We start from the raw sequence: 16,313 nt of genomic DNA, 5'->3' as shown, positions 1-16,313 counted from the left end.
GCCTAAAACTAACAACTCCTAAATAACAAACAACTTTAATTTGTATGAAAAAAAAAGCAAGACAAATAAAACTATCTTGCTTTTTAAAACATAACACCCTTCTTTAACCTAATTTGGAAGCACTATCATTATTTTTAGATTTACCTTCTAATTGCTGCCTTAAATTGTTCATATCTTGACTTAGCTTGTCTTCTAATACACGGGCGTATATTTGAGTGGTTGCTATTTTAGTGTGGCCAAGCAATTTGGAAACAGTTTCAATTGGCATACCATTACTTAATGTGACCGTTGTAGCAAATGTATGTCTTGCCATGTGAAAAGTTAGATTCTTTTTAATACCACAGATATCTGCTAACTCCTTCAAATAAGCATTTAGTTTTTGGTTTGTAATTATTGGAAATAACGTTTGAGCACTAGTGGTTAACGGATGATTTTCATACTTTTTTATGAGGTTTTCTGCTTGTTGCAATAAGGGGATTTTAACCTTTGATTTCGTTTTTTGTCGGTGTGTAACAATCCAAGTACTGCCATCCATTCCCTTAACTAAATTAGAATCTGTTAGCTGCATAATATCTACATAACTAATACCGGTATAACAACTAAAGACAAACAAATCGCGAACACGCTCTAATCGCTCTATCTTAAATGAAAGCGTTTCAAGATTAGACAATTCATTTTCTGAAAGGAATTCTCTTTCTTTTTTCTCATATACTTGTTTCCACTTAACAAAGGGGTCTTTTTCAATCCACTCGATATGATAAGCTAAAGTTATAATCTTACGAAACCGTTGGATATGTTTCATTACCGTATTTTGACTCATAGTCCTTGGATGCCCCTTTGGCCAATAATCGTATAAGTAACTTTCAAAGTCACATAGAAATTTATAATCTAATTGATTTAAATAAATATCTGTAGTTCTTCTGCTCTTAAGTAAAAATCGATTTATATAATTTTCGGTAACACCAAAATTTTCTATAGATCCTTTTGCTAAAGTATTTTCTATTTTTTTAGCATGATATTTAAGGAGCTCTTGAAGGCTTTTGGACTCATTAGTCTCACCTGTGTAATGTGATTTTATAAGATGAGCTGTTATGAGTTCACCTTTAAACTTTAAATCTTGATAAATTTGAAAAAGCTTGGTGTGGGTCTGGTCGATTGATTGATTTATTTGCCGAGCCTGAATGGAATTGCCTCTAACCCTTTTTTTACTAGAATCCCAGAGTGAAACAGATACTTTACGTTTTAAACTTATATTTAAACGCTTACCATTTACAGTAATTCTAGCATAAATTAATGCTTCATTGTTTATAGCCCTTGAAGTTTGTAACCAAAAGAGTATAGAAAAAGTGTTTTGCTTTTGCATAGTTGTCGTAATTAAAATGATTAAGTACGAAAGTCAATTCAACTATACTATTACAAAGTTTTTTTAAGGTGTCTGCTAAGCAGACACCTTAAAAAAAAGGTAACCGATTGGCAACCATTTAAGATGAAATTATACCAATTCAAATGAATTGCCATAATTCTCAAAACCTTTGTAATTCATAAGAATTACATGGTTTTAATGCTTTTTAAACAAGCTACTTGTGACCGCGAAGGGATTCGAACCCCCAACCCTCAGAGCCGAAATCTGATATTCTATCCAGTTGAACTACGCAGCCATTTTAATTTTTAGTTATTGGTTATTGGTAAATAACAACAACAACTTTTAACTTTTAACTTTTAACTTTTAAAAATTAAGACAATTGTGCTTTTACAACATTAGAAATGGTTTTGCCATCAGCTTTTCCTGCTAACTCTTGAGTTACCACGCCCATAACTTTACCCATATCTTTCATACCTACAGCACCTAATTTCGAAATTGTAGCATCAACAATTTTCACGATTTCTTCTTCTGGCATGGCTTCAGGCAAAAATTGTGCGATAACCTCTACTTCTGCTAATTCTGGATCAGCTAAGTCTTGTCGGCCTTGCTCAATATAAATAGCCGCACTATCGCGACGTTGTTTTACCTGTTTTTGAAGTATTTTTAATTCTTGTTCTTCTGTTAATTCCTCTTTAGCGCCACTTTCTGTTTGCGCTAATAAAATAGCAGATTTTACTGCACGTAAGGCTGTTAAAGCGGTTTGATTTTTAGATTTCATGGCTTCCTTTAAAGCCGTCATTATTTCTGCTTGTAAACTCATTTCAATCATGTATTAGAGGAAGCGAAGATACTAAGAAAAAATGAAGTCTCTTAGACTTGTAATTAGCAAATTTTACACATAAAAAAACCGAAAAGTCATTTTTAATCACTTTTCGGTTTTCAACAAAGTTAGTCACCTTGCCCCTAATCTACATTGTCATGTAAAAAAGAGTTATTACTTCGTAATTTGATATCATCATTATCATCAAAACCTATACTTGTTCTAGACATATTGGTCTCTGAAGAGTGCTTTCCTGCTTTTAGGTCGACACCTTGACGTTTGTAGGCTGGAACCTTTTCAATATCATCAATTTTAGAACTGTTAAACTTATAGTTAAAATCTTTCATTTTACGTCGACGCTCTTCAGCACGCTCTTTAAGCAATTCAGAAATTGGGGTGTTCATAGGATCTACCTCTTCAACCTCCTCTACTTTTGGCATTTTTTTAGCCACCGTTTTTCTTTCAAAAACGATTTCATCTTCTTCGATATCTAAAACATGTGAAATCTTAGATGTTGATTTACTTTTTGAAGGCTCTACGTCATCGTAATCATCTAAAGCATAACGAATATCACCGTTTTCGTTGGTTTCAGTTACTGGAACAACCTCTACGTAACCTTTTACTGGAATATCATTAACAACATCTTCAATTAACTCGTGAGATATGATATCTTCAACCTCCTCCTCGATCTCCTCCGTTTTTGAGGAAATAGGCATATCAAAGGTTAAAGTGATTTGCTGTTCTTCTTCAATAAAATCGGAAGTCACTTCGGTTTCCTTTTCTTCCGAAGTGTGAGACGTATCACGAGACACCGTATTAATCACAAAATCATCTTCATCATCAATAAGGTCTTCACGTAGCTTATCTGTCACTTCTTCGTAAGTCACTCCAATATTTCTAATGATTTCTGAAGTTGGAATTAAATCTATATTTTTTTTTGGAGCCCCTGGTCTTGATGCTTGTGGTTTACTCTCTGGAGCATCGTCCTCTAAAGTATGACGCACAACAACAGGCGCTTGTTTTTTAACCTTCATTTCTACCTGTGGCGGAATCACTATCGGTTTCTTTTCTTGAGCCTCAGTTTCCTTATCTTCATGTAGAATATGTTTTACTTTTTTGGTTTCGGTATTAGAAATTTCATCTTGCTGTTCGATATTAAAACCCGTAGCAATAATGGTTACAGCGATAGATTCTTCTAAACCTTCATCTTCACCCACTCCCATAATAATTTCGGCACTGTGTCCGGCTTCATTTTGGATATGGTCGTTAATTTCACCAATTTCATCAATAGTAATTTCCTGAGCGCCAGAAACGATAAGCAGCAATACTTTTTTGGCCCCAGTAATTTTATTATCATTTAATAATGGTGAATCAAGAGCTTTTCTAATAGCTTCTTGAGCACGATTTTGTCCTGAAGCTAAGGCAGACCCCATAATAGCGGTTCCACTATCACTTAACACCGTTTTAGCATCACGTAAATCAATATTTTGCGTGTAGTGGTGTGTAATAACTTCGGCTATACCACGAGCAGCGGTAGCTAAAACTTCATCTGCTTTCGAGAATCCAGCTTTAAAACCTAAATTACCATAAACTTCACGTAGTTTATTATTGTTTATTACAATTAATGAATCGACAACAGCTCTAAGGTTTTCGATACCTTTTTGAGATTGTTCAAGACGCATTTTACCCTCAAACTGAAATGGCATAGTCACAATACCTACGGTTAAAATGTTTCTATCCTTAGCCATTTTAGCAATAATAGGAGCCGCTCCGGTACCTGTTCCACCACCCATTCCTGCAGTAATGAACACCATTTTGGTATTGGAGTCTAACATTTCAGCAATTTCTTCTACACTCTCTTCGGCTGACTTCTCTCCAATTTCAGGATTAGCACCTGCTCCCAAACCTTCTGTAAGATGTAATCCTAATTGAATTTTGTTTGGAACACCACTATTTTCTAGAGCCTGAGCATCGGTATTACAGATATAAAAATCTACACCTTTAATACCTTGCTGGAACATGTGATTGATGGCATTGCTTCCGCCGCCGCCAACGCCAATTACTTTAATGACATTCGACCTGTTTTTAGGGAGATCAAATGCGATTTTTGTTTCGAATTTTTCATTGCTGCTCATAAATTCTGTTTTACTAGGGTTTGTACTTAATATTTTATTCTATGGATCAATATAATTGCCTCTTGGCAAAATCATTAAAATTGTTAACTAGACAATTTTTACATTCTTATTCGGCGTCGTCTAAAAATTCTTTAAGACGATCGGTTAATTTATCGAGAAACGAACGGCGTACTTTTGGTGCTTTCACTACAGGCTCCTCTTCTACTTCTGGTTGCTCATTAGTAACCGCTTCTTCGGCTATAATCTCTTCTTCTTGTTGTTCTACTTTTTTTCTTTCTTGGCGCTTTAGTCCATCTAAAACTAAACCTACTGCCGTGGCATACAAGGGACTTGTAATATCTTCATCACTATCGCCAGCCAAATGCTCGTTAGGATAACCAATTCGAGTATCCATGCCTGTAATGTATTCTACCAACTGTTTTAAGTGCTTCAATTGACTTCCACCACCTGTTAAAACAATACCGCCAATAAGTTTTTTCTTTTGTTCCTCATGGCCATAGTTTTTAATTTCGGCGTATACTTGTTCTATAATTTCCACAACACGAGCATGGATGATTTTAGACAAGTTTTTAAGCGTAATCTCTTTCGGCTCACGACCTCTTAAGCCCGGAATGGAAACGATTTCGTTATCTCTATTTTCACCTGGCCAGGCCGATCCGAATTTTACTTTTAATAATTCGGCTTGTTTTTCAATAATCGAACAACCTTCTTTAATATCTTCGGTAATCACATTTCCACCAAAAGGAATCACTGCAGTATGACGAATAATACCATCTCTAAAAATGGCTAAATCTGTGGTTCCTCCACCTATATCAATTAAAGCCACACCGGCTTCCTTTTCTTCATGGGTTAATACTGCATTAGAAGATGCCAAAGGCTCTAAAGTGATGCCTTCTAAATTTAGACCGGCGCTTTTAATACAGCGGCCCACATTTCTAATGGATGATACTTGACCCACTACGACATGAAAATTAGCCTCTAATCGTCCGCCATACATTCCTATAGGTTCTTTTATTTCAGCTTGACCATCAACTTTATATTCTTGAGGCAATACATGAATAATTTCTTCCCCAGGAAGCATCACCAATTTATGCACCTGATTGATAAGCATTTCTATATCGTTATCATCAATAACCGTTTCGGAATTCGATCTTGTGATATAATCGCTATGCTGTAAACTTCTGATATGCTGACCAGCAATACCCACCGTTACATCTTCAATTTTTATATCTGAAGAGGCTTCAGCTTCTTGAACGGCCTGTTGAATGGATTGAATGGTTTGTGTAATATTATTTACAACACCCCGATGCACCCCTAAGCTTTTAGACTTTCCTATACCTAGAATCTCTAATTTTCCGTAGTCATTTTTACGGCCAATCATGGCCACAATTTTTGTGGTTCCTATGTCTAATCCTACTGCTAAATTATGCTCCATGGTCTAAATTTTGGTACATATTACTTGGTTATCAAACTGTAAATTAACTTTACTATAGTCTTTCAATATATTATCCTTAAGGGCTTTTTTATAAAAAGCTTTTAGGTTATTTATTTTTTTATCTAAGGCGTTTACCTTCCCTAATTGTACGGTAAAGTCGCACTTTCTAAGTTTTAAAAAAAGCTGTTTATTTTCGTCTTGTCGAATCTCATAAACATGTTTTTTTAAAAACTCGTCATTATTTATTTTTCGGGCGATTTGATAGACACTTTCCAAATTATTTTTTTCAACATAACCCGTAACCAAGGGCACTCTTGCAGAATAATTATTAGACAACGGCATGTATTGACCGTCGGCATCAACATAATAAGACGCATTGGTGTTAACTCTTGCAATAGGTGTTTTTTGTTCTATTTCGGCTTTAAGTGTCCCGTTTATAGCAACATACACTTCTGCAGTCTTAATCATGGGATTAGATTTGAGCGCTTTCTCTAATGCATTCAAAGCTAAAGTTTCTTTCTTCACGTTTGAAGCATTCCCGTAATTTTGTATTAACAATTTACTAACAGCCTTACTGGTTATAAAAAGATTGTTTTCGCCTACAAACTTCACCTGAGGTTCGGAAACAAGCCGCACCGCATTTCGTCCTGAAGCAAAGGCGAAAAGAAAAATCACCAAGCCAAAAATGCCAATCATTTTTATGTAATTCCAATTAATTCTCAAGGCTAAACTCCTTTTTAATACGTTTTACTTCAGCACCAATATCACCTGCTCCTATAGTTAAAACCACCTGAGCATCACTCTCATGAATGGCATTTAATAATTGTGCTTTAGTTACAAGTTGTTTATTATCATTATTAATTTTTCCTAACAGCCAGTTGGAGTTAACACCTTCGATAGGCAACTCTCTGGCTGGGTAAATATCGAGCAATAATAACTCGTCAAATTTCGACAAACTTTCGGCAAAATCATCAATAAAATCGCGTGTTCTACTAAATAAATGAGGTTGAAAAACGGCTAATACTTTTTTATCAGGATACATTTCTCTAACCGCCTGATGCACGGCACTTATTTCTTGCGGATGATGCGCATAGTCATCAATAAAAACAAAATTTTCGGTTTTTATCTGATAAGAAAACCTGCGTTTAACCCCTTTGTAGGTTGCCAATCCCTTGGCGAGCTGCTGGTAGGAGCAACCATATTCCACAGCCATCGCCAAGGCTATTAAGGCGTTCGACAAATTATGTCGACCTGGTAGGTTAAATTCTAAATTCTTAATTGTATCTTTTGGTGTTTTTATATCAAAAATGTAAGCACCGTTTTGTATTCTAATATTTTGAACTGCATAATCAGAATCATCTTCAATACCATATGTTATCCCGTCTAAAGGCAGTCCATTTTTAATAAAAAGTTTACCATTTGGCTTCAGTCTTTCGGAAAAAGCAACAAACGATTTTTTCAATTCAGCGGCATCACCATAAATATCCAAATGATCGGCATCCATAGAGGTTATGCATGCAAAATCTGGTGACAAGGTTAAAAACGAACGATCAAACTCATCGGCCTCGACCACCGATACTTCTGTACCGTTTAAAATAAGGTTTGAATTGTAATTTTCACTTATCCCCCCTAAAAATGCAGTTAAAGGCACCTCACAAGTATTGAGTAAATGCCCTAAAATACTCGTGGTTGTTGTTTTTCCGTGTGTCCCTGCCACTGCCAAACAGAAAGTATGTTCGGTAATTAATCCTAAAATTTGAGAACGCTTCATTACATGAAATCCCTTTTCTTTAAAGAAATTTAATTCCGCATGATCTTTAGGCACTGCTGGCGTATAGACTACAAGGGTGTTTTCTGGGTTTAAAAATATCTTATTGATACGCTCAACATTATCCTCAAAATGTATCTCTATACCCAAATCTACAAGAGCGTCGGTAAGGTCGGTTTGCGTTCTATCATAACCAGCTACTTGTTTCTTATTAGCAAGAAAATAACGTGCAATAGCACTCATACCGATACCTCCAATACCAATAAAATAGACGCTATGTATGGTGTTTAAATTCATTTATTTTTTAAGTAGTTTTTCAACTTCATTAACAATATCTTTTGTTGCATCAACCAAAGCTAATTTGCTTATGTTTTGACCTAACTCTTTCTTTCTTTCAGGCTGAGCGATAAGTTGCGAAAACTTATTTTCAAAATCAGCATCCAAATCTTCTTCCTTTATAATCAAGGCAGCATCCTTATTCACTACGGCCATAGCATTTTTGGTTTGATGATCTTCAGCCACATTAGGAGAAGGTATAAAAACCACCGGCTTACCAACAATACAAAGTTCTGAAACCGAACCTGCTCCTGCTCTTGATATAACCACATCTGCAGCAGCGTAAGCAAAATCCATATTATTTAAAAACTCATACACTTGTACATTTTTGGTATTGTCATACAATTTATATTTATCGTAGTACAATTTCCCGCACTGCCATATGATTTGCACATTCTGTGTATCAAAAAAATCAAGTTCTTTTTCAATCAATTCATTGATACGCCTTGCACCCAAACTACCACCAATAACTAAAAGTGTGCATTTGCCTTCTTTAAGATCGAAAAACTTTTTCGCCTCCTGTACTTTATTATCAATATGCAATAAACCTTTACGAACAGGGTTTCCTGTTTTTACGATTTTTTCTTTTGGAAAAAAACGCTCTAAACCATCGTAAGCCACACAAATTTTGTCAGCCTTTTTTGCTAACAATTTATTAGTAATGCCTGGATAGGAATTCTGTTCCTGGATAAGCACTGGAATGTTTGCTAATTCGGCCATCTTCAACAGAGGTCCACTAGCAAATCCTCCGGTACCAATCACCACATCGGGTTTAAATGATTTGATGATTTTTCGAGCCCCCCATAAACTACTAATCACTTTAAAAGGAAAACTCAAATTCTTCAAGGTAAAACTACGTTGAACCCCTGTTATCCAAAGCCCTTTTATAGGATAACCTGCCTGAGGCACTTTTTCCATCTCCATTCTATCCTTGGCTCCTACGAACAAAATTTCGGAATCTGGATACCGTGATTTTATCTCATTGGCAATCGCAATGGCAGGATAAATATGACCTCCTGTACCTCCGCCTGACATTATAACTCTATACATACGCTTTTAAATTGCTTCTGATAAAACATCCAAAGGATTTTCTTCTACAAGCTCCTTTTCTTTTATTTCTTCTCTTTTGGCACTTACACTTAAAATAATCCCAACAGCCAAACAAGTCATCCAAATTGAAGTTCCCCCACTACTTAACAGCGGTAATGTTTGCCCTGTAACAGGAAATAACTCCACAGCAACAGCCATGTTTATTATTGCTTGAAAAACGATTGGCAACCCAACACCCAGCACCACTAATTTTCCAAAAACCGATTCTGATTTCTGAGCTACTATAACGATTCTAAACAAGAACAACAAATACAAAAACATGACAAAAAACCCGCCTAGCAAACCATATTCTTCAATAATGATGGCAAAAATAAAATCTGATGACGATTGTGGCAAGAAGTTCTTCTGAGAACTTTTACCTGGACCAACACCCCAAATTTCACCAGACGCTATGGCTATTTTAGCTTTTTCTATTTGATAATCGGCTTCGGTATCTTCAGGGTTTGAAAAACTTTCAATACGCCCCATCCAAGTATCAACCCGATTAGGCATAGCTTCTGGAAACGCTTTTGCAATTACAATAAACAACGATAAAACCAAAACACCTGTACCTATAATAACTGCCAGGTATCGCAATGGATAGCCGCCTAAAAAAACCAACACTACAACCATGGTAAACATGATGGCCGTGGTTGAAAAATTTGCTGGCAATATGAGAATCAACACTAAAAAAACAGGCATCCATAAAGGCAATATGGTTTCTTTAAAGGCGATCTTTTTATCGTAAATTTTAGACAAATATCGTGCGATATAAACCATTAGAACCACCCCTGCCAAGGTGGATGTTTGAAACGACATCCCCACAAAAGGTATCTGAATCCATCGGCTAGCGTTAGCACCTCCAATAGTTGTACCCTGAAGCATGGTTAACACTAACAAGACCAAAACAACAGGCATCATAATAAGCGACAATCCCTTAAAATAATTATAAGGAATTTTATGTACCCCATATATAATTGCAAAACCTAATGCTAGGTGAAAAAAGTGTTTTATAAAAAAGGAAAACGTATTAGTACCCGCACCTTTATAAGCCAAATTACTAGCCGCACTATACACAGGCAAAAATGACACTATAGCTAGCAGGGCCACTATAGCCCAAATTAGCCGATCACCTTTTATGTTTTTGTATATGGATTGCAAATTTTTATTTTTTACAGATTTCTTACCGCTTCTTTAAATTGACGTCCTCGATCTTCATAGTTTTCAAATAAATCGAAGCTTGCACAAGCAGGTGACAATAGTACATTATCTCCTGTTTCAGCTAATTTGTAAGCTATTTTTACCGCTTCATTCATACATTGCGTTTCCACAATAACATCGACCATATTTCCAAAAGTGTTTAATAATTTTTCATTATTAACACCCAAGCAAATGATGGCTTTCACTTTTTCATTAACAAAAGAAAACAACTCTTGATAATTATTTCCTTTATCCACCCCTCCCACAATCCATATGGTTGGAGCTCCCATACTTTCTAAAGCATAGTATGTCGCATTAACATTGGTTGCTTTCGAATCGTTTATATATTGAACTTTATTTATTTTTAGAACTTGTTCCAAACGGTGTTCTACACCTTGAAAGTTCTCTAAACTCTCACGAATGGTTTGTTTTCTGATCTTTAGTAGGTGCGCCACAGTAGAAGCTGCCATAGCATTTTTTACGTTGTGCTTTCCTTCTAATGTAAGATTTGATGTTGGCATAATGATCTGATTATTATTTATTGTTATTTTAATATTCTCTTTTTCTAAACATGCGCCATTTTCTATATTTTTTTCTAGTGAAAACGGCAATAAAATGGCTTTAACTGCGCACTTTTTAAGATGATTAACGATCACTTCGTCATCGGCATCATAAATTAAATAATCCGCTTCGGTTTGATTTTCAGTAATTCTAAATTTTGATTCGATATAATTTTCAAACTTGTAATCATAGCGATCTAAATGATCTGGGGTTATGTTTGTAATCACGGCGATATGCGGCCTAAAATCGATGATATCATCCAACTGAAAACTACTGATCTCTAACACGTAATTCGGATAATCATCTTCCAGAATTTGCTTAGCAAAACTATCGCCAATATTACCTGCCAGCCCCACATTTAGCTCTTGCTTTAACAAGTGATGCGTTAAAGTAGCAGTAGTCGTTTTTCCGTTACTACCTGTGATTCCTACAAGGGTTGCCTCAGTGAAATTTGACGCAAATTCAATTTCTGAAACTACTGTAATTCCAGCCTTTCTAATCTGCTTAATCAACGCCACCTTATCAGGAATGCCAGGGCTTTTCATAACCACATCGGCCTTCAATATTTTAGATTCGGTATGATTTTCATCCTCCCAATCAATCTCATTTTGTATAAGAACTTGTTTATACTTGTCTTTTATTTTTCCCTTATCGGAAACAAAAACATCGTAGCCCTTTGCTTTTCCTAAAAGCGCTGTGCCCACACCACTTTCTCCTCCTCCTAAAACAACCAAAAAACCTCCTTCAATCCCACTTGAGGAGCGCTGCTCACTTTCTTGTTTTATATGACTCTTTTTCATTTTATAAAGCTTACACTGTCGTGGAAATGACTAATTTATTATCTAATCTTTAAGGTTACAATGGAAACTATAGCCAATAAAATTCCAACAATCCAAAATCGCGTTACAATTTTACTTTCGTGATAGCCTTTCATTTGATAATGATGATGCAAGGGCGACATTTTTAATAAACGCCTGCCTTCGCCATATTTTTTCTTGGTGTATTTAAACCACCCCACCTGAATAACAACCGATAAGTTTTCTGCTAAAAACACACCACAGAGCACAGGAATCAACCACTCCTTTCTTACCGCAATAGCTATAACCGCTATAATACCTCCAATAGTTAAACTCCCTGTATCCCCCATAAAAACTTGTGCGGGATAGGTGTTATACCATAAAAATCCGATTAACGCTCCCACAAAGGCCGCGATATAAATCGTTATTTCCTCAACACGAGGGATATACATGATGTTTAAGTAATCAGCAAAAACAATATTCCCAGAAACCCAAGCAAAAATTCCCAGCGTCAATACAATAATAGAAGACGTTCCTGCTGCTAAACCATCAATCCCATCGGTTAAATTTGCTCCATTAGAAACGGCTGTAATGATAAAAATCGTCACCAACACAAAAACGATCCATGCATACTTTTCTAAAGAAGGATCGATCCAAGTGATGACTTTAGCATAGTCAAATTCATTATTTTTTATAAATGGAATGGTGGTATACGCCGATTTCGTTTCTGGCTTAAATAATTTTGAAGCTGCAATATTTGGATTTTGAGTCAATAACTCTTGACGAACCTCAGGTAGCACTTGCTCCTTCATGGTTACATCTTTATGAAAATACAAGGTCGCCCCTACAATAAGTCCTAAGCCAACTTGCCCTAACACCTTAAACTTTCCTTTAAGACCTTCTTTATCATTTTTAAACTTCTTAATATAATCATCTAAAAACCCGATAACCCCCATCCAAACAGTTGTAACAATCAAAAGAATGATGTAAATATTACTTAGTTTACAAAGTAAAAGCACCGGAATTAGCGTAGCCAGAATGATAATAATACCACCCATGGTTGGTGTCCCAGCCTTTTCTTGTTGTCCTTCTAAACCTAAGTCACGAATTGTTTCACCTACTTGTTGCCTCATTAACATATTAATGATACGCTTACCATAAATCGTTGAAATTAAAAGAGATAAAATCACAGCCAAGGCAGCTCTAAAAGTTATAAAACCAAAAAGCGAAGCCCCTGGTAACTGAAACTGCTTTTCTAGATACTCAAACAAGTAGTACAACATCTTTTTTCTATTTTTTGGTTACTTTAGTTTACTTACCCCTTTTACTTTTCCAACTGATTTAATAATTCTCGAACGGTTTCTAAATCGTCAAAATGAGAACGCACTCCATTTATTTCTTGATAAGTCTCATGACCTTTACCCGCTATTAAAATGATATCATTAGGGCCCGCCATTTGACAAGCGGTTTTTATAGCCTGTCTTCTATCCTGAATGGTTAGCGTTTTTTTAAAATTTTGAGGTTCTACACCATTTTCTATTTCCCTTAAAATATCTTCAGGGTTTTCTGTTCTAGGATTATCACTAGTAAAAATGACTTTATCACTTAAAACCGAAGCGATGTTCCCCATTTCAGGGCGTTTTGTACGATCTCTATCACCACCACAACCCACAACAGTAAAAAGCTCTTCATTTTTTGTACGAATGCCATTGATGGTTTCTAACACATTTTTCAAGGCATCGGGCGTATGTGCATAATCGACGATCGCCGTTATTTTTTTATCAGAAACTATATATTGAAAACGCCCGCTTACACTCTCTAAATCACTTATCAACCTCAGCACCTCAACCTTTTCAAGACCTAACAATTCTGCTGTAGCATAAATAGCCAACACATTATAAGCATTAAACTTTCCAATTAAGCGGGTCCACACTTCACTGTCGTTCACCTTTAAAAGCAATCCGCTAAATTGATTTTCTAGGATTTGACATTTATAATCTGCATACTGTTTTAAAGCGTAAGTAAATTTTCGCGCTTTTGTGTTTTGCAGCATGAACAAACCATTTTTATCATCTACATTAACAACGGCAAAGGCTTTTTTTGAGAGTCCGTCGAAAAAACGTTTTTTCACATCTCTATATTCAGCAAACGTTTTATGATAGTCTAAATGATCGTGCGTGATGTTTGTAAAAATTCCGCCTTCAAAATTCAATCCTTCCGTACGACACTGATGAATGCCATGAGAACTTACTTCCATGAAACAAAACTCAACACCGGCCTCATTCATTTCTTTCAAATAAGCATTAATTGTAAGTGAATCAGGAGTCGTATGAGTTGCTTTATATTCTTTAGCGTCTACCATAATTTTCACGGTAGACAACAACCCTACTTTATAACCAGCCTTTTTAAACAACTGATACAACAAACTCGCAATGGTCGTTTTTCCATTGGTTCCAGTAACACCAACCAATCTTAAATTTTCTGAAGGATTCCCGTAATAATTTGCAGCTATGATGGCTAAGGCTTTATGCGAATTATCGACCTCAACATAAGCAACACCTTCCTCTAAATGCTCTGGCAGCACTTCGCAAACAACACTTTTAGCGCCATTTTTAATAGCTACATCAATAAACTTATGCCCATCAACAACAACACCATCTATAGCCACAAATAAGTCGTTAGCTCCAATATGACGCGAATCAAAGGCCACAGCATTAACCTCTGTATTGGTTCCACCCGTAACAGAGTTTATTGCAACCTTGTATAATATGTCTTTTAATGCGATCATGATGCTTTTAAAACTATGGTTTGGTTATTTTTTAACTTGGTATCTTTTAATATGGACTGCCCGTTTATCACGCCATCTCCATTTAGCTCTACCCGAACATCAACTTGCATATTTTCAAGTAATGCAACCGCATCCATAGCAGGCATACCTACAACATTAGGCATAATGGTTTTATAGGTTTGAGCCGTTTCATAAAAATGCTCATAGTCTTTTTCAACAGCTACAGACTCTATACCTAAAGACTCAATTTCGTCGGTAATTGGAGTTGCCGTAAAGATTTTTTGTGCCACTTTTTTAAAGACTGGTCCAGAAACATCGGCACCATAATACCCCACACTCTTATCCGGCTCGTGAACCACAACAATACAAGAGTATTTTGGGTTTTCAGCAGGGAAATATCCAGCAAAAGATGAGATATAAGCAAGCTTAGACTTATCGGAATAATTTTTCTGACAAGTCCCTGTTTTTCCAGCCATTGAAAAATATTCAGAATACAGCCTATGTCCAGTACCATGATCTTTATCTACAACGTTTTTCAATAAGGCTTGTAATTTCCCTATAGTTTCTTTAGAACATATTTTTTCATTAATCACCTCACTATCAAAGGTCTCGATAACCTTATCAAAAGATTTAACTTCTTTTAAAAATCGAGGCTTAACCATAACCCCGTTATTAGCCACAGCATTATAGAAAGTAAGGGTTTGCAAAGGCGTAAAAGACACACCATAACCATAAGCCATCCACTGCAGTGCAATACCACTCCATCGGTTATTTTTTACCCTTGGATCTGGGATAACAGGTTCTGGCTCACCTATAATTGGTAAATCCAAGTTTTTATTGAGATTCATTTCATAAAGTCTGTCTACAAATTTCTCTGGATTATTACTATACCCTTTATCAATAACTTTTACAATACCCGTATTGGAAGACACTTCGAATGCTTTTGAAACGGTTATTTTTCCATATCCACCATACTTAGAATCGCGTACTTTTTTTCCGTAAAAAGTAAGAATCCCCTTTTCTGTATCTACTACATCACTTGTATCGGCAACTTTATCTTCAAAGGCCGCCGCTAAAGCCATTAATTTAAAGGTTGATCCCGACTCATGACTCTCACCTACCGCATAATTTAAACGCTCATAATACTTACCATTTTTATTTCTACCTAAATTAGAGATGGCACGAATTTCACCCGTTTCGGTTTCCATAACAACCACACAACCGTGATCGGCTTTATACTTTTCTAGTTGCTCCAGCAAGGCGTGATGTGCTATATCCTGAATATTTACATCGATAGTGGTATACACATCATAACCATCCTTAGGTTCAATTTCATTAGCATCTGTTAAGGGCTTCCACTGTCCTTTACCGATGCGTTGTTTTTTACGCTGACCATCGACACCTCTTAAATAACGAATACCAAAAGCCCCATCAATCCCTGGTCGCGTTACATTACCTTTTTCATCGATACGCTCATAACCAATAGTGCGCTCGGCGATGCCTCCCATGGGATGTTCGCGCTTGGTAGTTTGTTCCACAATTAACCCACCTTTAAAAGCCCCAAGCTCTAAAAGTGGAAATTTTCTTAAACGTATATAATCTGAATAACCTACATTTCTTGCTAACAAATAATATCTATTTTTATTAGCTCGTGCACGTCTTAATCGTGCTTCAATTTGAGAAGAAGACCGATTTCCTTTGTATTTCGCAAGCGAATCGGAAAGCGCTTTAATATTTTTCTCAAAAACTCTAACCGAAGGTGTTAAGGCATCAAAACGAATATCATACTTAGGAATTGAGGTCGCTAATAAATTTCCATTCACGGAATACACATTACCTCGATTAGCAGGAATCACAACATTTTTAACCACACGTTTTGTTGCTAAGGCTTTATATTTTTCACCTTGAACAAACTGAATCGTTAATAGTTTAAACACGACAGCAACAGCAAAAATGAACATACATCCTGCTATAAAATACAAACGATTTAATATGTTTTTATCGTTTACTGCCATTTGTTT

General features: G+C 36.0%; 12 protein-coding genes and 1 tRNA gene. All 13 read right to left on the bottom strand.

The features are described 5' to 3' along the window. Nucleotides 1–103 precede the first annotated feature (103 nt). Nucleotides 104–1,363: a site-specific integrase gene (locus C1A40_RS11015; RefSeq protein ID WP_102995931.1), complete on the bottom strand. Its 1,260-nt coding sequence runs from the start codon at nt 1,361–1,363 to the stop codon at nt 104–106. Nucleotides 1,364–1,584: 221 nt separating this feature from the next. Beyond that, nucleotides 1,585–1,658, bottom strand: a tRNA-Arg gene (locus tag C1A40_RS11010). 75 nt (nt 1,659–1,733) lie between these two features. Further along, nucleotides 1,734–2,183, bottom strand: coding sequence for a GatB/YqeY domain-containing protein (locus C1A40_RS11005; RefSeq protein ID WP_102997199.1), 450 nt, complete (start codon nt 2,181–2,183; stop codon nt 1,734–1,736). 143 nt (nt 2,184–2,326) lie between these two features. After that, nucleotides 2,327–4,318 (bottom strand): cell division protein FtsZ, encoded by a 1,992-nt coding sequence (ftsZ, locus tag C1A40_RS11000; RefSeq protein ID WP_102995930.1) that lies wholly within the window; start codon nt 4,316–4,318, stop codon nt 2,327–2,329. A 106-nt stretch (nt 4,319–4,424) separates the two neighbouring features. After that, a complete protein-coding gene (gene ftsA, locus C1A40_RS10995) occupies nt 4,425–5,753 on the bottom strand; it encodes a cell division protein FtsA (RefSeq protein WP_102995929.1) in 1,329 nt (442 codons plus the stop codon). Between the two features lie 3 nt (nt 5,754–5,756). Beyond that, on the bottom strand, nt 5,757–6,449 hold the full coding sequence (locus tag C1A40_RS10990; RefSeq protein ID WP_338418048.1) for a cell division protein FtsQ/DivIB: 693 nt from the start codon (nt 6,447–6,449) through the stop codon (nt 5,757–5,759). 16 nt (nt 6,450–6,465) lie between these two features. Next, the gene (gene murC / locus C1A40_RS10985; protein WP_102995927.1) at nt 6,466–7,818 is read right to left on the bottom strand and encodes a UDP-N-acetylmuramate--L-alanine ligase; all 1,353 of its coding nucleotides are present in this window, start codon (nt 7,816–7,818) and stop codon (nt 6,466–6,468) included. Continuing rightward, nucleotides 7,819–8,907, bottom strand: coding sequence for an undecaprenyldiphospho-muramoylpentapeptide beta-N-acetylglucosaminyltransferase (gene murG, locus C1A40_RS10980; RefSeq protein ID WP_241910387.1), 1,089 nt, complete (start codon nt 8,905–8,907; stop codon nt 7,819–7,821). A 6-nt stretch (nt 8,908–8,913) separates the two neighbouring features. Continuing rightward, nucleotides 8,914–10,107: an FtsW/RodA/SpoVE family cell cycle protein gene (locus tag C1A40_RS10975; RefSeq protein WP_102995925.1), complete on the bottom strand. Its 1,194-nt coding sequence runs from the start codon at nt 10,105–10,107 to the stop codon at nt 8,914–8,916. 11 nt (nt 10,108–10,118) lie between these two features. Continuing rightward, nucleotides 10,119–11,507, bottom strand: coding sequence for a UDP-N-acetylmuramoyl-L-alanine--D-glutamate ligase (gene murD / locus C1A40_RS10970; protein ID WP_102995924.1), 1,389 nt, complete (start codon nt 11,505–11,507; stop codon nt 10,119–10,121). Nucleotides 11,508–11,545: 38 nt separating this feature from the next. Beyond that, nucleotides 11,546–12,787, bottom strand: a complete 1,242-nt coding sequence (mraY, locus tag C1A40_RS10965) for a phospho-N-acetylmuramoyl-pentapeptide-transferase (RefSeq protein WP_102995923.1) — start codon at nt 12,785–12,787, stop codon at nt 11,546–11,548. Between the two features lie 41 nt (nt 12,788–12,828). Further along, on the bottom strand, nt 12,829–14,292 hold the full coding sequence (locus tag C1A40_RS10960) for a UDP-N-acetylmuramoyl-L-alanyl-D-glutamate--2,6-diaminopimelate ligase (RefSeq protein ID WP_102995922.1): 1,464 nt from the start codon (nt 14,290–14,292) through the stop codon (nt 12,829–12,831). Beyond that, nucleotides 14,289–16,307, bottom strand: coding sequence for a penicillin-binding protein (locus C1A40_RS10955; protein WP_199287702.1), 2,019 nt, complete (start codon nt 16,305–16,307; stop codon nt 14,289–14,291). Before C1A40_RS10955 ends, C1A40_RS10960 begins: the two co-directional genes overlap by 4 nt. Nucleotides 16,308–16,313: the final 6 nt, after the last annotated feature.

Source organism: Tamlana carrageenivorans (assembly GCF_002893765.1).
Lineage (GTDB): Bacteria > Bacteroidota > Bacteroidia > Flavobacteriales > Flavobacteriaceae > Pseudotamlana > Pseudotamlana carrageenivorans.
The sequence above is the reverse complement of the archived record's forward strand: the minus strand, read 5'-3'. Positions and strand labels throughout refer to the sequence as shown.

Coding starts and splice junctions, on each gene's coding strand:
- mraY (WP_102995923.1), bottom strand. CDS start 12,787: ATGTTGTACTACTTGTTTGAGTATCTAGAAAAGCAGTTTCAGTTACCA.
- C1A40_RS11005 (WP_102997199.1), bottom strand. CDS start 2,183: ATGAGTTTACAAGCAGAAATAATGACGGCTTTAAAGGAAGCCATGAAA.
- ftsA (WP_102995929.1), bottom strand. CDS start 5,753: ATGGAGCATAATTTAGCAGTAGGATTAGACATAGGAACCACAAAAATT.
- C1A40_RS11015 (WP_102995931.1), bottom strand. CDS start 1,363: ATGCAAAAGCAAAACACTTTTTCTATACTCTTTTGGTTACAAACTTCA.
- murC (WP_102995927.1), bottom strand. CDS start 7,818: ATGAATTTAAACACCATACATAGCGTCTATTTTATTGGTATTGGAGGT.
- murG (WP_241910387.1), bottom strand. CDS start 8,907: ATGTATAGAGTTATAATGTCAGGCGGAGGTACAGGAGGTCATATTTAT.
- C1A40_RS10990 (WP_338418048.1), bottom strand. CDS start 6,449: ATGATTGGCATTTTTGGCTTGGTGATTTTTCTTTTCGCCTTTGCTTCA.
- murD (WP_102995924.1), bottom strand. CDS start 11,507: ATGAAAAAGAGTCATATAAAACAAGAAAGTGAGCAGCGCTCCTCAAGT.
- ftsZ (WP_102995930.1), bottom strand. CDS start 4,318: ATGAGCAGCAATGAAAAATTCGAAACAAAAATCGCATTTGATCTCCCT.
- C1A40_RS10955 (WP_199287702.1), bottom strand. CDS start 16,307: ATGGCAGTAAACGATAAAAACATATTAAATCGTTTGTATTTTATAGCA.
- C1A40_RS10960 (WP_102995922.1), bottom strand. CDS start 14,292: ATGATCGCATTAAAAGACATATTATACAAGGTTGCAATAAACTCTGTT.